This window comes from Burkholderia sp. WTPI3, assembly GCF_021483755.1.
GTDB lineage: Bacteria > Pseudomonadota > Gammaproteobacteria > Burkholderiales > Burkholderiaceae > Burkholderia.
Genome location: NZ_JAGIXF010000005.1, coordinates 99,497 through 121,400, shown reverse-complemented (window position 1 = coordinate 121,400; position 21,904 = coordinate 99,497). Strand labels below are relative to the sequence as shown.

Below are 21,904 nucleotides of genomic sequence, written 5' to 3'. Positions count from 1 at the left end.
GCCTGACACGAGGAGTCGGCCATGCTGTTCATCAAGTCCGTCGTGATCGGCTTGTCGATCGCGGTGCCGGTCGGCCCGATCGGCATGCTGTGCATCCAGCGCAGCCTGACCCGCGGCTTTCGCGCAGGGTTCGCCACCGGCATCGGGGCCGCCTGCGCGGATGCGATCTACGGGCTGCTCGGCGCGCTGGGTGTCGCGGGCATCGCCACGGCGTTCCCGATGCTGACCGTCGCGCTGAAAATCGGCGGCGGCGCGTTCCTCGTGTGGCTGGCGTGGTCCATCGCGCGTCAGCCACCGGCCGTGGCGGCCGTGCAGCGCGACGGGCCGCGTACGACCGTGCTGCGCGACTTCCTGACGACGTTCGGCCTGACGTTGTCGAACCCGATGACGATCGTGTCGTTCATCGGGATTTTCGCGGCGCTTGGGCCGCTGTCGGCGGCTCGGGAAGGCGCGATGCGGATGTCCGTCGCGCCGATGGTCGCCGGCGTGTTCGCTGGGTCGGCGGCGTGGTGGCTGTGTCTGAGCGGTGCGACCGCCGCGTTACGCACGAAGATGTCCGGCGCGTTCATGCACGGGCTGTCGCGTGTGTCGGCCGTCGTGATCGCGGGGTTCGGCGCGATCCAGTTGATTGCGGGCGTGCGCGGCGTCGTGGCGTCGTGAAGGTCGACTGCGGTTCGCTGCGAACGCATTCGATCCATCTGAACGGCTCCGCATCGGCGTCCGTGATCGCGGGCGCCGATGCGTGGGCAGCCGGGCGTCAGAACGTGTAGCTGACCTTGCCGAACGCGGTGCGGCCGAGCGTGTTGTAGCCGTACGCGGTCATGTACTGGCGGTCGAACAGGTTCGACAGCGTCGCCGATACCGTCAGGTGCGCGTTGATCCTGTACGACGCGCGCAGGTTCACCGTCAGGTACGACGGCAGGTAGGTCGTGTTCACCGGGTCGTCGAACGTCGTGCCGCCGTAGTTCAGCGACGCGCCCGTGCTCAGCGCGTGCAGGTGCAGTTCGTCCCACGTGTGGTCGACGCTCACGCTGACCGTCTGGCGCGGCCGGCGGTTGAGCCAGCTGTCGTTGGTCTCGTCCTGCGGGTCCAGCAGGCCGATCGCGATGCTGACCGGCGTGTAGCGGCCAATCGTCCCCTTGTACGACAGGTCAATGCCGCGGATATGCGAGCGGCCGATGTTCATCGGCGAGAACGTCGCGGGGTTGTACGCGATCAGGTTGTGCACCCGCGTGTCGTAGATCGCGGCGGTGAACGTGCCGTACGACGTATTCGCGTCGAGCGCGGCCTCGATCGAATCGCTGCGCTCCGGGCTCAGGTCCGGATTGCCGTAGCCGGGGTAGTACAGGTCGTTGAAGGCCGGCAGGCGGAACGCGTTGCCGTACGACACCCGCGCCGTGTACACCGGCGTGATCGCCCACGACAGGGCCGCGTTGCCGGTGTTTACCGACTGGCCGGCGATGATTTCATGACGGCCCGCGACGAACATCGTCACGTTGCCGAGCGTTGCCGACTGATGCAGCGAGAACGCGGAGTCGTTGCGCGTCGGTACGCCGTCCGGAATATCGATCGGCAGGAACGCCTGTTCGCGCGTGAAGTCGTAGGCGAGCTTCGTCTCGCCCGACAGCGGCAGGCCGAACAGCTGGAACCCGTGCTCCTGACGGGTCAGCGACGTCGACGAAGTGATGCGCTGCGAGTTGATCTGGTCGGTCGGGATGGTCGGGGCGCTCGCGTACAGGAACTGGCGGTCGTTCGCATAAGCGAACGACTGGTCGAATTGCGTATCGGGCGTGATGTCGAGATGGAATGCGATGCCGGTCGTCAGCTGATGATCGAGCTGGCGGTTCGCATAGCCGGCGTTGTCATAGGACAGGTCGGAGCGGTGATACAGCGCAAACGTCGAGATCGACCAGTTGTCGCGCGCGTAGCCGAGGCGCGCATCGAGGTCCTGCGCGTGATACGGATTGCGGCCGTCCTCGTGGTACGGCAACACGGGCCGCGTCGCGTCGATGCCGGCCGTGTTGTAGTCGTGCAGCCCGAGCGAATACGTGAGGCCGCCCAGTGCCGCGAGCGGGCCGGTCGACGGCACGGTGCCCGACGTGCGCAGCTGCGTGTCGAACGTCTTGTTCGAGCCACCGCCGAACGACACGGTGGTCTGGTTCGGCTGGTTGGCCGCGCGGCGCGTGAACAGTTGCACGACGCCACCCATCGCGTTCGCGCCGAACGACGCGGCGGCCGGCCCCGAAATCACTTCGACGCGCTCGAATGCCTCGGTCGGCAGGTCCGCCCACGGCGCGATGCCGGTGGTCGGCGAGCCGATCCGGATGCCGTCGATGAACACTGCGACCTGGCTGGCCGACGAGCCGCGGATGCTGACCGACGCGGACGAGCCCGGGCCGCCGTTCTGCGAGACGGTGACGCCCGGCAGTGTCGCGAGCGCCTGCGTGATGCTCGGATCGCTCGGCGACAGCCGGTCGAGGTCGGTGCGCGTGAGCACCTGCGTCGATGCATAACGCTGGTCGAACGACTCGGGCAGATGGCGCGTGTCGGTCACGCTGATCGACGGCAGGTCGGCGCCGTCCGTGGTCTGCGGCGGCTGCGGGGTCGCCGTGTCGCCGGCGGCGTGGGCGATCGGGGAGAGCAGCGCCGTGGCGGCGGACGTGGCAAGGAGGTGGCGAAGGTTCATAAGGCAGCGAGCGTGATGGTGTTGCGTACAGCGAGCGTAAGCGGGGCGCGGCGAGTACCGCGTTCGATCTTGTGGGTTTATCGCGAGACCGGACAGCGTGGCCGGTCGTCGCGCAGGACGACGCGGCAGACGTGCGCGGACACGCCGCGCATGCCGGTGGCATGTCGGCGCGACGCTTCCGGCATGGAAGCGGATTCGGGAAGATGGGACATCGGATGGGTCCTGAGGTCGGGCCGTCCATGCAACGAGCGACCGCCAAAGGCGGCGCGTGGCGCATCGGGACACCCCGCCCGGTGCGGCTGCTTGGACCTCGGGTCGATGGCAGGTCTCCTGGCTCGCGGGTCGTCATTCGCGCCGGCCTTCCCGGTTTACCCAGTGGCATGCGGTGGCGCGGATTCGCCGCTTACAGTTGCGGGGGCAGCCGCAGATTCGAGGCGCGGCCTCTCCTGCGTTCCCTTTTGATCCCGTCTCCGGGAACCATCAGCGCGCAAGCGTAATGGCGCGCGCTCCGGCGCGTCAATTGCCGGTGCGAAGGAGGATGCGAAAAAACGTCACTCTCTGCCTTGTTCTTTCAAAATCCTTTCTCCCGGAGCGCGCGAATCGGGCTTCACGTCTGGTGAAACGGCATGTCGGCGGCGACGCAAATGCGCCGGAACCGGCTCGGCGCCACACCCGTCCACCGCACGAACGCGCGCCGGAACGCTTCCTCGCCACCGAAGCCGAGATGCGCGGCAATCCGCGCGATCGGCCAGTCCGACTCGCGCAGGCAGCGCCGCGCGACATCGGCTAGGCATTGCTCGCGCAACACGTGATAGCCGCTGCCTTCGGCCGCCAGCCGCCGCCGTAGCGTGGCGGAGCTGACGCCGAGCCACGTCGCCAGCTCCGCGAGCGCCGGCACCGTCTGCTCGCGCGCGAGCGCCGCGTCGAGAAAGCCGCGTACCTGCTGCGCCCATGACACGACGGCAGGTGCCGCATCGATCAGACGAAACGGAAAGTCGACAAGAAATGCGTCGAGGTCGCCCGGCTGCCGGATCACACGCGCATCGAGCCGCGCTGCGTCGAACGCGAAGCCGTAGGTTTTGCGGCCGACGTCGACCGGTGCATTGAACAGCCCGAGCAGCGGCATCGCGTCGTCGCGGCGCGGATGGCCGAGCCACACTTCGTCAGGCCGCAGCGGCTGCCCGATGAGCCAGCCGAACAGTTGCAGATAGCAGAACAGGCCGGTCAGGTCGACGAGACACGCGGCCGGGCTGCGGGTGCGACGCAGCGAATCCATCCGGAACGTCGCGCGGCCGTCGCGCACCGCGAGCGACAGCATGCCGGCACGCGGTCTCAGCATCTCGCAGAACTCGGCCGCGCAGCGGATCGCATCGGCGAGCGTTGCACAGCTGAGCAGGCAACGACACATCAGGTCGACTTCCTGCTTGCGCATCGGCGGATGACCGTTGCCGCGCGCGACCTGCGCTTCGAGCCGTTCGATCGCGTCTCGGTATAGCGCGACAAAGCCGCCGGGCGTCGCGGCGGCAACCGCGACGGCGGGCAACGTGTGCGGTTGCGCCGACGGCGCGCCGCTGCGCATCAGTTCGTCGAGCAGGCGTGCGCCGAGGCCCGGCAGCACGCGGCCGCGTGCCGGCAATGCGCGCTGTTTCATTTGCCTCCCGATCTGAGCGTTGCGACAGGGGCCGGTGAGCGGACCGATAGGGGCTCGCCGACCGTCGCCACGCAAGAATGCTATCCACGCCGGCCGCTTCCGGCCTCGCCGGAACGGCGTAGGCGGCCGGCATCGCATTCCGCCACGAACCACCCGAGACGACACGCGAATGATCCAGATCGTAGACGAAATCACGCTCGCGCCCGAGCGCATTCCCGACGTGCTTGCACTGCTGCGCGACCGCTATTTACCGGGCCACGCGGCGCGCGGACTGACGGCGGCCGGCCGCTGGGTGTCGCCGCCCGTCGCGGTGCCGGGGCAGTCGAGCACGCTGTGGCTGACATGGCAGGTTGCCGATGCGTCCGCGTACTACCGGATGCGCGCCCTGACCGATGCCGACGTGGTTGCGTTCTGGATCACCGTCGATGCGCTGTGCGACGCGCGCCGCCGCCACGTGATGACGGACGCCGACGCGCCGCTGCCGGCCCTGACGGAGGTCGACCATGCGGCATGACACGGCGCAGGTATTCGTTTCCGCCACTGCCGACACCGGCGCAACCGAGCGCGCGCTGCGCGATGCGGCGCACGCGCTGCACGGCGCCACCCGTGTGTCGCTCGAGCGCAATCTCGACGGATGCTGGGGCGCGGGCGACTACACGCTCGACGTGCTGCGCGACGGACGAGCAATCGGTCACGCGACGGATTTCACCGCGCTGGCCGGGCTGCCGGGCGTCGTGCGGATCGACGGCGCCGGGTGCCGCGCGATCGGCGGCGGCCTGCGCGAACCGGCGCTGCGCGACGGCGTCTGGCGCACGCTGATGCTGCGCGTGCGGCCACAGGCCGACGACACGCAGGTTGCCGCTCTCGAGCGCGAACTGCTGCGCATGCCCGCGTTCATGCCCGGCATCCGCAACTGGCGGTTGAGCCGGATCGTGACGCCGGGCGCGTGGACGCATGTCTGGCAACAGGAATTCGCGCACGTCGGCGATCTGCTCGGCGAATATCTGCTGCATCCATACCACTGGGGCTGGGTCGACCGTCGGTTCGACGCCGAAAGCCCCGAGTGGACCGTCGATGCGATCTCGCACGCGTTCTGTCCGCTCGCGTCGAGCCTGCTGGCCGATACGGCGGCGTGACGCGCGGCGACCGATCCCGATCCATACGCCATATCAAGTATCAATACAGGAGACACCACCATGCGAGCCTTGCTGATCGACCGCGTCGGCCATTCCGACGCGCTGCGACTGGCCGACGTTCCCGTGCCGAAGCCGGGCCCCGGCGACGTGCTGATCCGCGTTGCGTACGCGGGCGTGAATCCCGCCGACTGGAAATGCCGGGAAGGCTATCTCGGCGCGTTCATGCAGATCGCGTTCCCGTTCGTGATCGGCTTCGATGCCGCCGGCGTGGTCGAAGCGGTCGGCGAGGGTGTCGAAGGCTTCACGCCCGGGATGCGCGTGTTCGCGCAGACCGACGTCGGCGCCGGGCGCTGGGGTTCCTATGCGGAATACGTCGCGGTGCGCCACGACTCGGTCGTGTGCCTGCCCGACGCAGTCGGCTTCGCGGAAGCGGCCGCCACGCCGACGCCCGCGCTGGCCGCGTGGGCTGGCCTGTTCGATGACGGCGGGCTGCGCGCCGGGCAGACGGTGCTCATTCACGGCGGCGCGGGCGCGGTCGGCACGTTCGCGATCCAGCTTGCCGCCCAGGCAGGTGCGCGCGTCGCGGCGACGTGTTCGGCGCGCAATCGCGAGACGGTCGAATCGCTCGGCGCGGCGCTGGGCATCGACTATCGCGCCGGGGACATCGGCGCGGCCGTGCGGGCGTGGGCGCCGGTCGGCGTCGACCTCGTGCTCGACGCGGTCGGCGGCGACACGCTGCCCGCCGCGCTCGACCTGCTCGCGCCGGGCGGCACGCTCGTCAACATCATGACGCTCGCGGCCGGCGACGCGGAGCGGCTCGCCGCGACGGCGGCCGAGGCCGGCAAGCGCGGCCTGCGCACCGCGATGACCTACAGCCGGATGCCCAGCGGCGCGACGCTCGACCTGATTGCCGAACGGCTCGGCCGGCGCGCGTTGCGCGTGCCGCGCTTCGACAGTTTTCCGCTCGAACAGGCCGCGCGGGCGCTCGATCTCGTTCAAACGGGCGACGCGAAAACCAAGTTCGTGCTGCACGTTGCGGATATCGCGGGCTGAAACCGAGCGCTTCGCCCCGAATCCCCCTTCACCGGAGACACCATGACCGACCCCAGAACCGCGCAACTCGCGGGCAAATGCGCGCTCGTGACGGGCGCGAGCCGCGGCATCGGCCGCGCGATCGCGCAGCGCCTCGCATCCGAAGGCGCGACCGTCGTCGTGACGGCGCGTAGCCTCACGCAATCGGCCACGACCGCCGGCACGCTCGCCGAAACGGTCGCGTTGATCGAGCAGGCGGGCGGCCGCGCGATCGCGCTCGCCGCCGACCTGTCGAACGCGGCGGAGCGCGACACGCTCGTCGCGCGCGCGGCGCGGGCGGCCGGCGGCCTCGACATCCTCGTGAACAATGCGGGCGTGGCCGACTATGCATGCGTCGACGCGATGCCGATGGCGATGTTCGACACGACGATCGAACACTATCTGCGCATCCCGTTCGCGCTGGCCCAGGCCGCGATTCCGCTGATGCGCGCACGCGGCGCCGGCTGGATCGTCAACGTCGGGTCGGTCACGGCGCTCGCGCCGCTGCGGCCGTTCGACGATTTCTCGCGCGTGGGCGGCGCGACCGTCTATGCGGCGGTCAAGGCCGCGCTGTCGCGCTTCACGCAAGGGCTCGCGGCCGAACTTGAAGCGGACGGCATCGCGGTGAACCTGGTCGCGCCTAGCACCGCGATCCGCACGCCGGGCGCGGCACGCTATATCCCCGAAGGCTATCCGACCGAGGACGTCGCGTATCTCGCGGAAACCGCGCTGGCGCTGTGCAGCCTGCCGGCGCGCGAACGCACGGGCCTCGTCGCGCACAGCCTGCATTTCCCGCTGTCGCAGGGGCTCGCGGTGCGTTCGCTCGACGGCCGCACGCCGTTGCCGCCGCCCGTGATTCCCGCGTATGCCCATCCCCACATCGACCCGACAGGACTCTGACATGACGAACTCGATTCGCTTCGACGGCGGCACCGCCGTGATCACCGGCGCGGCCAGCGGCATCGGCAGCGGGCTCGTCCGCCACGCGGCCGCGCTCGGCATGCGCGTCGTGCTGGCCGACCTCGACCCGGAGAAGCTCGACGCCTTTGCCGCGACGCTCGACACCGACGTGCTGTGCGTGCCGACCGACGTCAGCCTGCCGCAAGCCGTCGACGCGCTGGCCGACGCCGCGTGGCGGCGCTTCGGCGGCGTCGACCTGCTGTTCAACAACGCGGGCGTGATGGCGACCGGCTTCAGTTGGGAAATCACGCCGGAACGGTTCGAGCGCAGCTTCGCGATCAACGTGCACGGCGTGATGAACGGGATCCGCAGCTTCGTGCCGCGCATGCTGGAGCGCAACGTGCCGGCGCGCATCGTGAATACCGCGTCGGTGGGCGGCTTCCTGCCGAGCCCGCTGATGTCGCCTTACTCGGCGACGAAGTTCGCGGTGGTCGCGCTGACCGAATCGCTGTACGGCGAGCTGAAGATGCTCGGTGCGCCGGTCGGCGTGTCGCTGCTCGCGCCGGGGCCGGTGCAGACGGGCATCTTCAACGACCCGTTCGGCGCCGCGCACGACCGGCCGGAAGTACAGGGCTTCGTCGACACGATGCGCGCGATGCTGAACGCGCACGGACTCACGCCCGACACGTTCGCCGTGCGGGTGTTCGACGGCATTCGCGACGGGCGCTACTGGCTGATTCCGCAGCCGGAGACGATCGACGGCGCGCTGCAGCGGCGTACTGCCGACATCCTCGCCGCGCGCGATCCGTCGCTGCCGTCGTTGTGATGCGGTGATGCGGTGATGCCGCGATGCGGGCCGGCTGGCCGACGCGGCCGGCCCACACGGCATTACATATGCGTGCTGCCGCGCGTGCGGCCGGACGGATCGCTGCCCCGATCGGGCGGCGTATTGTTCTGATCGATCTTCGCGAGCACGAAGCCGGCGTGCGGCAGCGCGGCGGGCGAACGGTGAGCGGGCCGCGCGGCGTCGTCGCGCGGCGAGACGGCGGGAAAACCGGATGACGTCACGCCCGGTTGAGCGAACGCCGAGAGGGATGCGGCCGCGAGGGCGGCAGCGACGATCGCGTGCGTGTTCATGGTGACTCCTTCTTCACGACTGACTGCGGGACCACGCAATGAGTCTAGGTCGCGAAACTTAACGCGACGTGAAGGTGCAGTGGCGCACGGATGACGGACGCTTCATGACGTCATCCGCGCGCCGCGGCGGTCATGCCGCCGCGGATACCAGCGCGCAGAACGCCTCGAGATCGACGTTGCCGCCGCTGATCACGATGCCCACGCGCTTGCCTTGCAGTTCGTCCTTCATCCGGCGCGCGGCCGCGAACGACAGGCAGCCGGTCGGCTCCACGACAATCTTCATACGGGTCGCGAAAAAGCGCATGCAGTCGACCAGCTCCGCATCGGTCGCGGTCAGGATGTCGTCGACGTCGCGCCGCAGGATCGGGAACGTCAGGTTGCCGAGATGCTGCGTCTGCGCGCCGTCGGCGATCGTGCGCGGCGTGTCGATATGGACGATCGACCCCGAGCGGAACGACTGCTGGCCGTCGTTGCCGGCTTCCGGCTCGACGCCGTACAGCTTCGCATGCGGCGACAGCGCGCGAGTCGCGAGCGCCGTGCCCGACAGCAGGCCGCCGCCGCCGAGCGGCGTGAACACCGCGTCGAGCGGCCCGACCTCGTCGAACAGTTCCTTGGCCGCGGTGCCCTGGCCCGCGATCACGTCCGCGTGATCGTAGGGCGGGACCAGCGTGAGCCCGTGCTTCTGCGCGAGTTCGCGGCCGATCTGCTCGCGGTCCTCGGCATAGCGATCGTAGGTCACGATGTTGCCGCCGTAGCCGCGCGTGGCGGCCATCTTCGCGGCCGGCGCGTCCTGCGGCATCACGATCGTCGCCGGAATGCCGAGCATGCGCGCCGACAGCGCAATCGCCTGCGCATGATTGCCCGACGAGAACGCGACGACGCCGTTGCGGCGTTGCGTCGCGTCGAAGCGCGACAGCGCGTTGAACGCGCCGCGGAACTTGAACGCGCCCATGCGCTGCAGGTTCTCGCACTTGAAGAACACTTGCGCGCCGAGCGCTTCGTCGATCGTGCGCGACGTCATCACGGGCGTGCGGTGCGCGTGGCCTTCGAGCCGCGCCGCCGCGGCCGCGACGTCGTCGTAGGTGGGGAGGGTCGGAGTGTTCATGAGTCGCTCGTCGGGAGGGTCGGTCAACAGGTAAACGGAGTGCGCATGCGCTTGTTCATTTCGCATCGTTGTAGACGGTGGCGCGCGATACGCCGAGATGCTGGGACACGATTTCCATCGCGCGGCGCACCTCGAGGAAACCGTCGGTCTTCAGCGCCTGCATCAGCTCGCGGCGCTGGTCGGTCTTCAGTTCGCGCGGCGTGGTCGCGAGGCGCGTCGCGAACGCATCGATGCGCTGCCGGATCGCGTCCGCGCCGGCCGGGTCGAGCGTTTCGGCGACCGGTTCGCCTTCCGTGCTGCAGAACTGGTTCAGCATCCCCTGGAAGCCGCGGAACAGCGTGACGTCGGCGTTCAGGCACAGCGCGGCCACGTAGCGGCCGCTCGAATCCTTGATCCCGATCGACGTGCTCTTCGCGGTGCGGCCGTCGGCGAAGCGGTTCGCGTAGTTCGCGAGCACCTGCGGGAAGCCGTCGTCGGCGATGCGCGCAAGGCCGAGCTCGGTCGCCGGATCGCCGACCGCGCGGCCGGACAGATTGTTGTGGATCGCGAGAATCGCATGCTCGGGCGTGCGCAGGTCGTGCACGACGACCTCGGTGAACGGCGCGAGCATCGCGCCGAGCCCTTCGGCAATACGCTGCACCTGTTCGATCAGCGACGCCTGTTCCGATTGCGGCGTTTTGCGGGGCGTGGTCATGCGCTGGCCTGGAGCGTGGGGGCGTCGGTGGTTTCGGGCCGCGTGATGTCGGCCAGCAGCGGGCGAGCGATGCGCACGTAGTCGGACGCGTCGAGCACGACGGAGCGGTCGAGGCGGCCTGCGTTGAATGCGATCTCGTCGTTGCGTTCGATCAGCGCGGGATCGACGACGAGCGTCACGTTCGCGTCGAACACGAACGGCGGCACCGCGCCCATTACACAGCGCGTGACGGTGGCCGCCTGCTCGGGCGGCGCAAGCGTCGCCTTGCGGCGGCCGAGCGCGTCGGCGACTTTCCGGAAATCGATCTTCATATGACCGGGGATCACCGCGAGCGCGGTGGCGTCGCCGCCGTCCTTGAACGTGCAGAGCATCGCCTTCGCGCCCTGTTCGGGGCGTGTGCCGCGAATCGCGGCGATCACGTCGGATTTGCCTTCGGCCGGATGCTCCAGCACGCGGAACCGCGCGTCGCACGTATTCAGCAGATCGCACAGCGCGTCGAAAACGGGGTAGTCGCTCATGTCGTTGCGGGCAAGAGGGCGCGCATTGCGATACGCGGGGGACGGCGCATCGTGCCGCGCCGTCGATAGATTGTCCAAGTATAGACGTTTTGTCATGCGGGTGGCAAAAGCCGGAAGCATGGATCGCGATGCTTGTCTTCCCACCAACTGCCGAAAGGCCGTTTCATATCGCGAAACGCGCGCCGAATTCCCGTCGCGCGGCCTTTCCGTCGCTTGAAAACCTGTTTTGCATCGCAAAACGACGTGCTTATCTCATTGAAAAACAAGAGAAATTTATATCTTATGTCTTATATAAGAGTTGATCGACGGCGCGTCGCGCGGCGTTACTATTAAGTCCATGCAGTTCGCTTCGTCACACGGGGCGGGCAAGCTGAACCCTTTACTCAAATGCGCTTCGTTCCCAGGAGATAGACATGTCCCAATATCAAGACGACATCAAGGCAGTGGCTGGTTTGAAGGAGAAGCAAGGCAGCGCGTGGAATGCCATCAATCCGGAATCCGCCGCCCGCATGCGTGCCCAGAACAAGTTCAAGACGGGCCTGGACATCGCCAAGTACACCGCGAAGATCATGCGCGCCGACATGGCTGCGTACGATGCCGACCCGGCCAAGTACACGCAGTCGCTGGGTTGCTGGCATGGCTTCATCGGCCAGCAGAAGATGATCTCCATCAAGAAGCACTTCAACAGCACCGAACGCCGCTACCTGTACCTGTCGGGCTGGATGGTCGCCGCACTGCGCTCGGAGTTCGGCCCGCTGCCGGACCAGTCGATGCACGAAAAGACCTCGGTCAGCGCGCTGATCCGCGAGCTGTACACGTTCCTGCGCCAGGCCGACGCCCGTGAGCTCGGCGGCCTGTTCCGCGAACTGGACGCCGCCAAGGATGCCGCTGCCAAGGCCGCGATCCAGGAAAAGATCGACAACCACGTGACGCACGTCGTGCCGATCATCGCCGACATCGACGCCGGCTTCGGCAACGCGGAAGCAACGTACCTGCTGGCCAAGCAGTTCATCGAAGCAGGCGCATGCTGCATCCAGATCGAGAACCAGGTGTCCGACGAGAAGCAGTGCGGCCACCAGGACGGCAAGGTCACGGTGCCGCACGAGGACTTCCTCGCGAAGATCCGTGCGATCCGCTACGCGTTCCTCGAGCTGGGCGTGGACGACGGCATCATCGTCGCCCGTACCGACTCGCTCGGCGCCGGCCTGACCAAGCAGATCGCCGTGACCAGCACCCCGGGCGACCTGGGCGACCAGTACAACGCGTTCCTCGACTGCGAGGAACTGTCGGCAGACCAGCTCGGCAACGGCGACGTCGTCATCAAGCGCGACGGCAAGCTGCTGCGTCCGAAGCGCCTGCCCAGCAACCTGTTCCAGTTCCGCCCGGGCACGGGTGAAGCGCGTTGCGTGCTGGATTGCATCACGTCGCTGCAGAACGGCGCCGACCTGCTGTGGATCGAAACCGAAAAGCCGCACATCGCGCAGATCGGCGGCATGGTCAGCGAGATCCGCAAGGTGATCCCGAACGCGAAGCTGGTGTACAACAACAGCCCGTCATTCAACTGGACGCTGAACTTCCGTCAGCAGGCTTACGATGCGCTGAAGGCCGAAGGCAAGGACGTGTCGGCGTACGACCGCGCACGCCTGATGAGCGTGGAGTACGACGAGACCGAGCTGGCGAAGATTGCCGACGAGAAAATCCGCACGTTCCAGGCCGATGCATCGCGTGAAGCAGGCATCTTCCACCACCTGATCACGCTGCCGACGTACCACACGGCTGCGCTGTCGACCGACAACCTGGCCAAGGAATACTTCGGCGACCAGGGCATGCTCGGCTACGTGGCCGGCGTGCAGCGCAAGGAAATCCGTCAGGGCATCGCGTGCGTCAAGCACCAGAACATGTCCGGCTCGGATATCGGCGACGACCACAAGGAATACTTCAGCGGCGAAGCAGCGTTGAAGGCGGCGGGCAAGGACAACACGATGAACCAGTTCTCGTAATCGGCATGGACGAGGCAAAACGCCAACCCGTTTCGGGTTGGCGTTTTTTTTTGCGCGGGCGACGGTCGCGCTACCCCCGCACCGCCTTCACGACATACTGACTCGTCGGCACCACGTCGATCTTGTCGAAATCGATGAAGCGTCCGCAGCTGTCCATCATCTCCGCCACATTGCGCTGGAATTTCTCCTCGTCGCCGACTGCGTCGAAGAACGCATGCGGGTCGGTCATCGCCGTGGCCGGGAAGCATTCCTCGACGATCGCGTCGTAGCCGGGCGCCGCGTGCGTGAGCGCCCGCACGACCACGTTCTGCACGTACAGGAAATTGTCCTGCGTATCGATCGCCACGCGCGTGTGATGGCCATGCCACACGTCGAGCCACGCTTCGTGCGTGAGCCGTGGCGGGCGCTTCAGAAATGCGAGCTGCGAGAAGCCGCTCGTGCGTTCGCCGGGCCGCGCGGGAAAGCGCGTGTTCGGAATCGGCTGCGATTCGGTGACGAGATAGGCGGCCATGTGCGGGACGACCGCGCGCACCGCATCGTCGAACGGCTGCCGGAACATCGGGTTCGCGCTGTCGAGCCACACCGCGACGATTCCGTCGATGCCCGGGTGCGTATTGGTCTGCTTGAGCGCGGCGGCCGGCGCGACGTCGGCGTCGGCGACGTTCGCCTGCACGCCGTGCGCGCCGAGCGACAGCAGCTTGTCCGCGAGCTGCGCGCGCACGCTGCGGCTCCACTGATCGGGCGCGACCTGCGCATCGCGCCACAACACGTAAATGACTTTCTCCATTACTCCGGCTCCAGAGGGAATGACAGGATCGGCGGCGCTGCCGCCGGGTTTCAGGAAGCGTTGAGGGTGGAATCGGCCGATTCGGCCGAAGCCGCTGAAGCGGCCGCATCGTGCGTACGCGGTGCGAAGCGGTTCTCGGTCAGCGCGAACGACGGCGGAATCGGCGACGTGACGGTCTCGAACAGTCGCTCGTGGCGCGTCGCGTGAATGCGCCACACGCCGTCGCGTTTCACGTACTGGTCGTCGTAGAACGCGGTGCCGTGCACCAGGTAGTTGTCCTCGAGATTGATCGCGTGATCCTCGAGAAACCACACGCCGCATGCGTGATCGGCGGACACCAGCGTGAGCTCGGGGTGATGGCCGTGATGCATCGTCAGGAAGCTCGGCTTGCCGATCAGCGCGCGCAGGCTCGACACGAATGCGTCGCGGCCGTCATATGCATAGCGGCCGCCTTGCAGCCGCACTTCGCAGTCCTCGGTCACGCATTGTTCGAGCAGCGACCAGTCGTGCGTGTCGATCGCGCGGAAATACCGGTACTTCAACTGCCGGATCTGCTCGTATTCGAAGAGCGTGCGGGTCGTATCGTCCATCGCCATATCTCGTGGTGGTGTCGTTCGATGGTAGGAACGAAGCCGCCTGCGTCGCATCGTCTGTTCGGACGAACGCGGCGATGGCATCGTCGGCGCCCGCCGATACAGACCACCGAATTCATCCAAACAGGTGATGGCCGCGATCTCGTGCGCCTGTAACGTGGCGTCGACGCGGCTTCGATCCGCGTACACGAGACCAAGGAGACGGCATGACCCCGATCGAACGAATGGAAGTACGCGTGCGCAGGCTCGAGGACGCCGATGCGATCCGCCGCCTGAAGGCCCGCTACTTCACGTGCTGCGACCGGAAGGATCCGCAAGGCATGCGCGACTGTTTCGCGCCCGGCACCGTGCACATCGACTACGGCCGGATCGGCACGTTCGACCATCGCGATGCGCTCGTCGACGTGTTCGAGCGGCTCGGCTGCCACCCGCACATCGTCGAGATGCACCACGGCGTGAACCCCGACATCGCCGTGCTCGACGACACGCATGCACGCGGCACGTGGGGGCTGCATTACCAGATGCTCGATACGAACGCGCGCACGCTCACGCAGCTCGGCGCGACCTATGACGACGAATACCGGAAGGTCGACGGCGAATGGAAGATCGCGGCCACGCGCTGCGTCGTCACGTCGACGCTGTCCGCCCGCTACGAAGGCGACGCGCCCGGCGTGCTGTTCGCCGGCGCGCAGCCGCCGGCCGCATGACCGCGCGCACCCCGACGCCGGTCGAGAATATTTCCCAGGAGACATCGAACATGACACAGACCCACGAGGCGCCGGTCGCCGTCGTGACGGGCGCATCGCGCGGCGCGGGCAAGGGCATCGCGCGCGCGCTCGGCGCGGCCGGCATGACCGTCTACGTGACGGGCCGCTCGCAGAACCAAGGCGACGCGCCGCTGCCCGGCACGATCCACGAGACCGCGCGCGAAATCGACGCGCTCGGCGGCCGCGGGATCGCGGTCGCGTGCGACCACGCGGACGACGCGCAGGTGAAGGCGCTGTTCGAACGGGTCGAACGCGAAACCGGGCGGCTCGACATCCTCGTCAACAACGCGACCTATCTGCACGATCAGCTGATCCTGCCCGGCCCGTTCTGGGAGAAGTCGCTCGACCTCGTGAACATCCTCGACGTCGGGCTGCGCTCGGCCTACGTGGCGAGCTGGTACGCGGCGCCGCTGATGGCGAAGCGCCGCAGCGGGCTGATCGCATTCACGTCGTCGTTCGGCGCTAGCTGCTACATGCACGGCGCGGCTTACGGCGCGCAGAAGTCCGGCGTCGACAAGTTCGCGAAGGACATGGCGGTCGACCTGAAACCGTTCGATGTTGCAGCGGTATCCATCTGGATGGGCCCGCTGCGCACCGAGCGCACGACGCGCGTGTGGGACGAGCATCCCGATCTGTACAAGGAATTCTCGCTCGTTGCCGAAAGCCCGGAATTCACCGGCCGCGTGATTCAGGCAATCCACGCCGATCCGCAACGCATGGCGCTGTCGGGGCAGGTGCTGGTCGGCGCGGAAGCCGCGCTGCGGTACGGCATCGCGGATCTCGACGGCAAGCAGCCGCCGTCGTATCGCGACATGCTCGGCGGCCCCGTGCAGGCGCATCCGGCGATCGTGGCGTAAGGAGCGCGCATGGGCATTCTTGAAGGCAAGGTCGCGCTCGTGACGGGCGCGGGGCAGGGCGTCGGACAAGGCGTCGCGCAGGCGCTCGCGGCCGAAGGCGCGGCGGTGGCCGTGGTCGGCCGCACGCGCGACAAGCTGGTCGCGACGTGCGAGGCGATTCGCGCACGCGGCGGTGTTGCGGAGCCGTTCGTCTGCGACGTGATGGACGCCGAACAGATCGCGCAGTGCGTCGATGCGGTCGTCGAGCGGTTTCGCGGCGTGCAGATCCTGATCAACAACGCGCAGGTCGTGCCGCTTGGCCGCCTGCTCGACGTGACGGACGCGGATTTTCTCGCGGGCCTCGAATCCGGGCCGATCGCGACGCTACGGATGATGCGCGCATGTCATTCGCATCTGAAGGGCGATGGCGTAATCGTCAATTTCGCGTCGTCGGCCGCAGTGCGCTGGGATACGTCCGGTTACGGCGCATACGCGGCGACCAAGGAAGCGATCCGCGCGCTCACGCGTGCGGCCGCCTGCGAATGGGGCGCCGACGGCATCCGCGTGAACGCGGTCGCGCCGCATGCACTGTCGCCGGGGCTGAAGGGCTGGGTCGATGCGAACCCGGACGAAGCCGCCGCGTTCTTCCGCACGATCCCGCTCGGCCGCGTCGGCGACTGCGAGCAGGACATCGGACGCGCGATCGTGTTTCTCGCGAGCCGCGACGCCGCGTATCTGACGGGCGCGACGTTGCCGCTCGACGGCGGGCAGGCGTACTGGGGATGACGGCGAGCGCGGGATGCGCGCATCGCCAGACACGGGCCGCCCACGCGTGCGCACCGTCGCGCATCGCGGCCGGCAACCCGGAATCGGAAAGCATCGGAACAATCTGAAAGAGGACAACATGGGTCGACTGGAAGGGAAGGTGGCGATCGTCACGGGCGGCGCACGCGGCATGGGGGCGGCGACGTGCAGGCTGTTCGTCGAGGAAGGCGCGCGCGTCGTGATCGGCGACGTGCTCGATGCGGAAGGCGAAGCGCTCGCGCGCGAACTGGGCGACGCGGCGCGCTTCATGCGGCTCGACGTGGCCGACGAAGCGAGCTGGCAGCGCGTGGCCGACGCGGCCGTCGAGCAGTTCGGCCGCATCGACGTGCTCGTCAACAACGCGGCGGTGCTGATGTTCGGCGCGATCACCGAGTTGTCGAAACGCGATTTCGAGCGTGCGGTGTCGATCAATCTCGTCGGCACGTTCGTCGGCATCCGCACGATCGCGCCGCGGATGATCGCGCAGAAGCGCGGCTCGATCGTCAACATCTCGTCGGTGGACGGGCTGCGCGGCGTGAACGCACTGGCCGCGTACGTATCGAGCAAGTGGGGCGTGCGCGGACTCACCAAGGTTGCGGCGCTCGAACTCGGGCACCAGGGCGTGCGCGTGAATTCGATTCATCCGGGCGGCGTGAACACCGCGATGTCGAATCCGGCCGGCGCGCCGCTCGACGAGGTCAACAAGCATTACACGCACGTGCCGCTGCAGCGGGTCGGCCTGCCCGAAGAAATCGCGCGCGCGACGCTGTTTCTCGCAAGCGACGAGGCGTCGTACTGCAACGGCGCAGAACTGTCCGTCGACGGCGGGATGGCGGCGGGCGCGTATTACCCCGGATTGCCGGGCGCGCCGTTTTGAGCGGTAGCGTACGCAACGCATTCATGCCGGATGTTTGTGTACGCAACCTAATTCGGGGTTTGCCTGAATAGCGAAAACGCTAATTCGGGCCGCGCGGGTTCGCGTGCGCACGCACGAATGCGTCGCGCTGTTTTTTCCGTTTTCGCGAAACCCTTTCCGGGCGGACGTTCCAGCGGATTCGTCCCCAAAGCGACCGCGTGCGCGCAGTAAAAAGAACCTGCCGGCAAGCGCCATGCCGGCAGGGCGTCACAGTTGTTTCTTGTTGCAACGCAACGCGCGCCCGATAACGGCGATGGTATGCTGGCCGGCATGGAGTTGTACGGCAGGTTGCTTGCATGGCGAAACTCGCGTTCGCACGCTCATTCGAGACATCACATTCTCTCGCCCGCATCGCGGCATCGACACGCGCTCCGCTCGCGCGTCCCGCCTTGCGCGTCGCTGCATCCTGCGCTCCGATCGCATTCCTCATCTCGCGGGCTCGCCCCGCACCCCCATCCCTGCCCAATAATCTGGAGACATTCCCATGTCGCAAAACACCATGGCCGAAGCAACACGCGGCTCGCTGATCGCTCCGCCGGCATTCGTCAAACATCGCAAGCTGATCGACTGGGTGTCGCGCATCGCCGAGCTCACGGAGCCCGAACGCGTCGTGTGGTGTGACGGCTCGCAGGAAGAAAACGACGCACTCTGCCAGGCGATGGTCGACCAGGGCACGCTCACGCGCCTGAACCCGGCGAAGCGCCCGAACTCGTATCTCGCGCAATCCGATCCGTCGGACGTCGCGCGCGTCGAGGACCGCACCTTCATCTGTACGCCATCGGCCGACGACGTCGGCCCGACCAACAACTGGATCGCGCCGGAAGAAATGCGCGAGACGCTGAACGGGCTGTTCCGCGGCTCGATGCGCGGCCGCACGCTGTACGTCGTGCCGTTCTCGATGGGCCCGCTCGGCTCGCCGATCGCGCACGTCGGCGTCGAGCTGTCCGACAGCCCGTATGTGGCCGTGAACATGCGAATCATGACGCGCATGGGCCGCGAGGTGTACGACGTGCTCGGCGAGGACGGCGAGTTCGTGCCGTGCGTGCACAGCGTCGGCCATCCGCTCGAAGCGGGGCAGAAGGACGTACCGTGGCCGTGCAACCCGGTGAAGTACATCGTGCACTTCCCCGAGACGCGCGAGATCTGGAGCTTCGGCTCCGGCTACGGCGGCAACGCGCTGCTCGGCAAGAAGTGCTTCGCGCTGCGCATCGCATCGACGATGGGCCGCGACCAGGGCTGGCTCGCCGAACACATGCTGATCCTCGGCGTGACCTCGCCGGCCGGCAAGAAGTATCACGTCGCGGCGGCATTCCCGTCCGCATGCGGCAAGACCAACTTCGCGATGCTGATTCCGCCGCAGGGCTTCGACGGCTGGAAGGTCACGACGATCGGCGACGACATCGCGTGGCTGAAGCCGGGCCGCGACGGCCGCCTGTACGCGATCAACCCGGAAGCCGGGTTCTTCGGCGTCGCGCCGGGCACCGGCGTGAAGACCAACCCGAACGCGATCTCGACGCTGAAGGAAAACGTGATCTTCACGAACGTCGCGCTGACGGAAGACGGCGACGTGTGGTGGGAAGGGCTGACCGACACGCCGCCGGCAAAGCTGACCGACTGGCAGGGCAACCCGTGGACGCCTGAAATCGGCAAGGAAACGGGGCGCAAGGCCGCGCATCCGAACTCGCGCTTCACCGCGCCGGCGTCGCAATGTCCGTCGATCGACGCCGACTGGGAGAATCCGGCCGGCGTGCCGATCGATGCATTCATCTTCGGCGGCCGCCGCTCGACGACCGTGCCGCTCGTGACCGAAGCGCGCGACTGGGTCGAAGGCGTGTACATGGCCGCGACGATGGGCTCGGAGACGACCGCCGCGGCCGTCGGCCAGCAGGGCGTCGTGCGACGCGACCCGTTCGCGATGCTGCCGTTCTGCGGCTACAACGTGAGCGACTATTTCGCGCACTGGCTGAAGCTTGGCAAGCAGCTCGAAGGCGCGGGCGCGAAGCTGCCGAAGATCTACTGCGTGAACTGGTTCCGCAAGGACGCGAACGGCAAGTTCGTGTGGCCGGGCTTCGGCGAGAACATGCGCGTGCTGAAGTGGATGCTCGATCGCCTCGAAGGCAACGGCGGAGGCGGCGAGCATGCGTTCGGCGTGTCGCCGGCGTATGACGACCTGCATTGGGAGGGACTCGACTTCACGCGAGAGCAGTTCGATGCGGTGACGTCGATGAACGCGGACGAATGGCGCGAGGAGCTGAAGCTGCACGCGAAGCTGTTCGACACGCTGAAGCTGCGTCTGCCTGCCGAGCTGACCGACACGATGAACAAGATCGAACAGCGCATCGGCGGCTGACGCTCCGCTTCGACGCAACGAAGTAGCGCAGTCGACACCCGAACGTCCCGCCGCCGGCATGCATGGCCGGCGGCGGGACGTCGTCGTTTACGCTTCGCGCCTTGTTTCGCGTGTGTCGCGCCGTGTGCTTACGCGCCGCAATGCGCGACCACTTCGTTCACCGCGCGCTGCACATCGCCGCGCCGGTAGCGCAGCAGCGCCGTATCGGCAGGATCGGGCTCGTACGACACGACGTTGCCGCGCCCGGTATAGATCGCGAGGTCCGGCAGCAGCGGATGCTCCTGGTCGAGCGACGGTACCGTCTGCGGATTGCCGGCCGCGCGGAAGAACGCCGCGAAGTACTCGGCGAAGCTCAGGTTCTCGTCGCCGACGAGATAGGCCTTGCCGGTTTCGCCGCGTTGCAGCGCACCCCAGATCGCCTCCGACAGCGATTGCGTCGAGATGAAATTGCTGCCGCCGGCCGGCCCGTACACGGGCAACCCGGCGAGCTTGCCCTGCGCATAGCCCGTGTACGCGGCGAACATCTCGTTGCGCAGCCCCGGCACCGACCCGACCACGAACGGCGCATTGACGCTGCACACCGCGAACGACGGCGACGCGAGCGCGCGCACGCGTTCGTCGGCGAGATGGCGCGAGCGCACGTACGGCACGCTGTCGACCAGCGCAGGCGCGACCTGCGGATAAAAGCTGCCGACCAGCACCGCGCGCTTCACGCCGGCCTCGCGCGCGAGCGCGAAGAAGCGCGGCACCGCTTCGACGTTCGCGCGTTCCCAGTGCGCGGCTTCGTCGGTGCCCGGCGGCAGGTGGCGGATGTCGTTGCCGGCCGCGAACACGATCGCGTCGAACGGCGCGAGATCGTCGCGCGTGAAGTTGCCGGCCACGTAGTCGCGCTGCAGCACGTCGAATTGCGCGAGCGCGCTGCCCGGGGCGGGCGGTTTGCGCGCGGCGAGCGTCACGTGGTTGCCCTGCGCGTGCAGGTGCAGCGCCGCGTGGCCGCCGATGAGGCCGGTGCCGCCGATGATCAGGATTTTCATGGTGTCTCCGGTGACGGCGCTCGCGCGCCGCATGAAATGAACGGATGCTGCTCAGAAATTGAAGCCGTTGCCGGTGACGACCGGCATGTTGGTCCAGAAGCCGTTCGGGTCGCGATACCAGCCGGCCGCGGCGAGGGCGCCGCCGTCGACGTGCAGCGTCGTACCGGTGACCCATGCGGCGAGCGGGCTCGCGAGGAACAGCGCGGCGCCCGCGATGTCGCCGGCCGCGCCGAAGCGCCCGAGCGGAATCCAGCGCGGAATGTGATCTTGATGCTCGGCCGCGACCATCGCGCTCACGGGCACCTGCGGCGTCTCGGTGGTCTCCGGCGCGATCTGGTTCACGCGAATGCCGGCCGGCCCGAGTTCGAGCGCGAGGCTTTTCGTGAAACCGGTCAGCGCCGCCTTGAACGACGCATACACGGTGCAGTTCGGAATCGCGCGAAAGCCCTCGATCGACGACACGCCGACGATGCTGCTGCCTGCGCCGCGCTTGCGCAGCAACGGCAGCATCGCGCGCGTGACGAGGAACACCTGTCGCAGGTTGACGTCGAAAAGCCGCGCGATGTCGTCGTCGGTGCAGTCGTCGAACGGCTTCGCGATCTGCAGGAAATCGCCGACGTTGTTGACGAGCACGTCGAGGCCGCCGAAGCGTGCATCGAGCGTACGCGCGAACGCCTCGACTTCGTCGCGACGCGTCACGTCGACGGTGCCGACCAGCGCATCGACGCCCGCCGCTTCGAGCGCCTGGCGCACGTCCTGCGCGCGGGCCGGATCGATCTCGGCGACCGCGACGCGCGCGCCTGCCGCGCCGAACGCCTCCGCGCATGCGCGGCCGATACCCGCGCCGCCGCCGGTGACGAGCACGGTCTTGCCGGTGAATGAAATCATCGGAACACTCCTGGGATGGGGAAAGTCGCGC

General features: G+C 67.7%; 22 protein-coding genes and 1 riboswitch. Of the genes, 12 read left to right on the top strand and 10 right to left on the bottom strand.

What is annotated here, in order from left to right; translation table 11 throughout:
• The first annotated feature begins 21 nt into the window (after positions 1 to 21).
• Positions 22 to 660, top strand: a complete 639-nt coding sequence (locus J7024_RS04725) for a LysE family translocator (protein WP_234744823.1) — start codon at positions 22 to 24, stop codon at positions 658 to 660.
• 97 nt (positions 661 to 757) lie between these two features.
• On the opposite strand, the gene J7024_RS04720 is transcribed toward J7024_RS04725, so the two are convergent.
• Positions 758 to 2,686, bottom strand: a complete 1,929-nt coding sequence (locus tag J7024_RS04720; protein WP_124829832.1) for a TonB-dependent receptor domain-containing protein — start codon at positions 2,684 to 2,686, stop codon at positions 758 to 760.
• A 303-nt stretch (positions 2,687 to 2,989) separates the two neighbouring features.
• Positions 2,990 to 3,183: riboswitch (cobalamin riboswitch) on the bottom strand.
• Between the two features lie 110 nt (positions 3,184 to 3,293).
• Complete coding sequence (locus tag J7024_RS04715) at positions 3,294 to 4,337, bottom strand: helix-turn-helix domain-containing protein (RefSeq protein WP_175750487.1); 1,044 nt, start codon at positions 4,335 to 4,337, stop codon at positions 3,294 to 3,296.
• A 169-nt stretch (positions 4,338 to 4,506) separates the two neighbouring features.
• Here J7024_RS04715 and J7024_RS04710 point away from each other — a divergent pair, with 169 nt between their 5' ends.
• Genes J7024_RS04710 through J7024_RS04690 form a run of 5 tightly spaced genes read left to right on the top strand, consistent with a single transcriptional unit; the run spans position 4,507 to position 8,270 of the window.
• On the top strand, positions 4,507 to 4,851 hold the full coding sequence (locus tag J7024_RS04710) for a hypothetical protein (RefSeq protein ID WP_234744822.1): 345 nt from the start codon (positions 4,507 to 4,509) through the stop codon (positions 4,849 to 4,851).
• On the top strand, positions 4,841 to 5,473 hold the full coding sequence (locus J7024_RS04705) for a Dabb family protein (protein ID WP_124829829.1): 633 nt from the start codon (positions 4,841 to 4,843) through the stop codon (positions 5,471 to 5,473). Before J7024_RS04710 ends, J7024_RS04705 begins: the two co-directional genes overlap by 11 nt.
• Before the next feature lie 60 nt (positions 5,474 to 5,533).
• On the top strand, positions 5,534 to 6,526 hold the full coding sequence (locus tag J7024_RS04700) for an NADP-dependent oxidoreductase (protein ID WP_124829828.1): 993 nt from the start codon (positions 5,534 to 5,536) through the stop codon (positions 6,524 to 6,526).
• A gap of 42 nt (positions 6,527 to 6,568) precedes the next feature.
• The gene (locus J7024_RS04695; protein WP_124829827.1) at positions 6,569 to 7,444 is read left to right on the top strand and encodes an SDR family NAD(P)-dependent oxidoreductase; all 876 of its coding nucleotides are present in this window, start codon (positions 6,569 to 6,571) and stop codon (positions 7,442 to 7,444) included.
• A gap of 1 nt (position 7,445) precedes the next feature.
• On the top strand, positions 7,446 to 8,270 hold the full coding sequence (locus tag J7024_RS04690) for an SDR family NAD(P)-dependent oxidoreductase (RefSeq protein WP_175796398.1): 825 nt from the start codon (positions 7,446 to 7,448) through the stop codon (positions 8,268 to 8,270).
• Between the two features lie 62 nt (positions 8,271 to 8,332).
• Here J7024_RS04690 and J7024_RS04685 read toward each other — a convergent pair whose 3' ends face one another.
• From J7024_RS04685 to J7024_RS04670, 4 genes are all read right to left on the bottom strand, one after another.
• Positions 8,333 to 8,581 (bottom strand): hypothetical protein, encoded by a 249-nt coding sequence (locus J7024_RS04685; protein WP_124829825.1) that lies wholly within the window; start codon positions 8,579 to 8,581, stop codon positions 8,333 to 8,335.
• A 130-nt stretch (positions 8,582 to 8,711) separates the two neighbouring features.
• The gene (locus tag J7024_RS04680) at positions 8,712 to 9,686 is read right to left on the bottom strand and encodes a threo-3-hydroxy-L-aspartate ammonia-lyase (RefSeq protein WP_124829824.1); all 975 of its coding nucleotides are present in this window, start codon (positions 9,684 to 9,686) and stop codon (positions 8,712 to 8,714) included.
• A 55-nt stretch (positions 9,687 to 9,741) separates the two neighbouring features.
• Complete coding sequence (locus J7024_RS04675; protein ID WP_124829823.1) at positions 9,742 to 10,380, bottom strand: helix-turn-helix transcriptional regulator; 639 nt, start codon at positions 10,378 to 10,380, stop codon at positions 9,742 to 9,744.
• The gene (locus J7024_RS04670; RefSeq protein WP_124829822.1) at positions 10,377 to 10,898 is read right to left on the bottom strand and encodes a YbaK/prolyl-tRNA synthetase associated domain-containing protein; all 522 of its coding nucleotides are present in this window, start codon (positions 10,896 to 10,898) and stop codon (positions 10,377 to 10,379) included. Before J7024_RS04670 ends, J7024_RS04675 begins: the two co-directional genes overlap by 4 nt.
• Before the next feature lie 413 nt (positions 10,899 to 11,311).
• Between J7024_RS04670 and J7024_RS04665 the strand changes: the two genes are divergently transcribed.
• On the top strand, positions 11,312 to 12,898 hold the full coding sequence (locus tag J7024_RS04665) for an isocitrate lyase (protein WP_124829821.1): 1,587 nt from the start codon (positions 11,312 to 11,314) through the stop codon (positions 12,896 to 12,898).
• Positions 12,899 to 12,968: 70 nt separating this feature from the next.
• Here J7024_RS04665 and J7024_RS04660 read toward each other — a convergent pair whose 3' ends face one another.
• Together J7024_RS04660 and J7024_RS04655 are read right to left on the bottom strand one after the other, a co-directional pair.
• On the bottom strand, positions 12,969 to 13,685 hold the full coding sequence (locus tag J7024_RS04660) for an EthD domain-containing protein (protein WP_175750488.1): 717 nt from the start codon (positions 13,683 to 13,685) through the stop codon (positions 12,969 to 12,971).
• A gap of 50 nt (positions 13,686 to 13,735) precedes the next feature.
• Complete coding sequence (locus J7024_RS04655; RefSeq protein WP_124829820.1) at positions 13,736 to 14,275, bottom strand: nuclear transport factor 2 family protein; 540 nt, start codon at positions 14,273 to 14,275, stop codon at positions 13,736 to 13,738.
• 209 nt (positions 14,276 to 14,484) lie between these two features.
• Here J7024_RS04655 and J7024_RS04650 point away from each other — a divergent pair, with 209 nt between their 5' ends.
• The 5 genes from J7024_RS04650 (at position 14,485) to J7024_RS04630 (ending at position 19,951) form a co-directional block, all read left to right on the top strand.
• Positions 14,485 to 14,985, top strand: coding sequence for a nuclear transport factor 2 family protein (locus J7024_RS04650; RefSeq protein ID WP_124829819.1), 501 nt, complete (start codon positions 14,485 to 14,487; stop codon positions 14,983 to 14,985).
• A 50-nt stretch (positions 14,986 to 15,035) separates the two neighbouring features.
• Positions 15,036 to 15,902 carry an SDR family NAD(P)-dependent oxidoreductase gene (locus J7024_RS04645; protein WP_124829818.1) on the top strand — a complete coding sequence of 289 codons (867 nt, stop codon included), beginning with the start codon at positions 15,036 to 15,038 and terminating at the stop codon, positions 15,900 to 15,902.
• A 9-nt stretch (positions 15,903 to 15,911) separates the two neighbouring features.
• Entirely contained in the window at positions 15,912 to 16,667 is a 756-nt protein-coding gene (locus J7024_RS04640; protein WP_124829817.1) for an SDR family NAD(P)-dependent oxidoreductase, read from the top strand.
• A 118-nt stretch (positions 16,668 to 16,785) separates the two neighbouring features.
• The gene (locus J7024_RS04635; RefSeq protein WP_175750489.1) at positions 16,786 to 17,562 is read left to right on the top strand and encodes a glucose 1-dehydrogenase; all 777 of its coding nucleotides are present in this window, start codon (positions 16,786 to 16,788) and stop codon (positions 17,560 to 17,562) included.
• 523 nt (positions 17,563 to 18,085) lie between these two features.
• The gene (locus tag J7024_RS04630; protein WP_124829815.1) at positions 18,086 to 19,951 is read left to right on the top strand and encodes a phosphoenolpyruvate carboxykinase (GTP); all 1,866 of its coding nucleotides are present in this window, start codon (positions 18,086 to 18,088) and stop codon (positions 19,949 to 19,951) included.
• A gap of 128 nt (positions 19,952 to 20,079) precedes the next feature.
• Here J7024_RS04630 and J7024_RS04625 read toward each other — a convergent pair whose 3' ends face one another.
• Both J7024_RS04625 and J7024_RS04620 read right to left on the bottom strand, forming a co-directional pair.
• On the bottom strand, positions 20,080 to 20,985 hold the full coding sequence (locus J7024_RS04625; protein WP_124829814.1) for an NAD-dependent epimerase/dehydratase family protein: 906 nt from the start codon (positions 20,983 to 20,985) through the stop codon (positions 20,080 to 20,082).
• A gap of 51 nt (positions 20,986 to 21,036) precedes the next feature.
• Entirely contained in the window at positions 21,037 to 21,873 is an 837-nt protein-coding gene (locus J7024_RS04620; RefSeq protein ID WP_124829813.1) for an SDR family NAD(P)-dependent oxidoreductase, read from the bottom strand.
• Positions 21,874 to 21,904 lie beyond the last annotated feature (31 nt).

Coding starts and splice junctions, on each gene's coding strand:
- J7024_RS04725 (WP_234744823.1), top strand. CDS start 22: ATGCTGTTCATCAAGTCCGTCGTGATCGGCTTGTCGATCGCGGTGCCG.
- J7024_RS04720 (WP_124829832.1), bottom strand. CDS start 2,686: ATGAACCTTCGCCACCTCCTTGCCACGTCCGCCGCCACGGCGCTGCTC.
- J7024_RS04715 (WP_175750487.1), bottom strand. CDS start 4,337: ATGAAACAGCGCGCATTGCCGGCACGCGGCCGCGTGCTGCCGGGCCTC.
- J7024_RS04710 (WP_234744822.1), top strand. CDS start 4,507: ATGATCCAGATCGTAGACGAAATCACGCTCGCGCCCGAGCGCATTCCC.
- J7024_RS04705 (WP_124829829.1), top strand. CDS start 4,841: ATGCGGCATGACACGGCGCAGGTATTCGTTTCCGCCACTGCCGACACC.
- J7024_RS04700 (WP_124829828.1), top strand. CDS start 5,534: ATGCGAGCCTTGCTGATCGACCGCGTCGGCCATTCCGACGCGCTGCGA.
- J7024_RS04695 (WP_124829827.1), top strand. CDS start 6,569: ATGACCGACCCCAGAACCGCGCAACTCGCGGGCAAATGCGCGCTCGTG.
- J7024_RS04690 (WP_175796398.1), top strand. CDS start 7,446: ATGACGAACTCGATTCGCTTCGACGGCGGCACCGCCGTGATCACCGGC.
- J7024_RS04685 (WP_124829825.1), bottom strand. CDS start 8,581: ATGAACACGCACGCGATCGTCGCTGCCGCCCTCGCGGCCGCATCCCTC.
- J7024_RS04680 (WP_124829824.1), bottom strand. CDS start 9,686: ATGAACACTCCGACCCTCCCCACCTACGACGACGTCGCGGCCGCGGCG.
- J7024_RS04675 (WP_124829823.1), bottom strand. CDS start 10,380: ATGACCACGCCCCGCAAAACGCCGCAATCGGAACAGGCGTCGCTGATC.
- J7024_RS04670 (WP_124829822.1), bottom strand. CDS start 10,898: ATGAGCGACTACCCCGTTTTCGACGCGCTGTGCGATCTGCTGAATACG.
- J7024_RS04665 (WP_124829821.1), top strand. CDS start 11,312: ATGTCCCAATATCAAGACGACATCAAGGCAGTGGCTGGTTTGAAGGAG.
- J7024_RS04660 (WP_175750488.1), bottom strand. CDS start 13,685: ATGGAGAAAGTCATTTACGTGTTGTGGCGCGATGCGCAGGTCGCGCCC.
- J7024_RS04655 (WP_124829820.1), bottom strand. CDS start 14,275: ATGGACGATACGACCCGCACGCTCTTCGAATACGAGCAGATCCGGCAG.
- J7024_RS04650 (WP_124829819.1), top strand. CDS start 14,485: ATGACCCCGATCGAACGAATGGAAGTACGCGTGCGCAGGCTCGAGGAC.
- J7024_RS04645 (WP_124829818.1), top strand. CDS start 15,036: ATGACACAGACCCACGAGGCGCCGGTCGCCGTCGTGACGGGCGCATCG.
- J7024_RS04640 (WP_124829817.1), top strand. CDS start 15,912: ATGGGCATTCTTGAAGGCAAGGTCGCGCTCGTGACGGGCGCGGGGCAG.
- J7024_RS04635 (WP_175750489.1), top strand. CDS start 16,786: ATGGGTCGACTGGAAGGGAAGGTGGCGATCGTCACGGGCGGCGCACGC.
- J7024_RS04630 (WP_124829815.1), top strand. CDS start 18,086: ATGTCGCAAAACACCATGGCCGAAGCAACACGCGGCTCGCTGATCGCT.
- J7024_RS04625 (WP_124829814.1), bottom strand. CDS start 20,985: ATGAAAATCCTGATCATCGGCGGCACCGGCCTCATCGGCGGCCACGCG.
- J7024_RS04620 (WP_124829813.1), bottom strand. CDS start 21,873: ATGATTTCATTCACCGGCAAGACCGTGCTCGTCACCGGCGGCGGCGCG.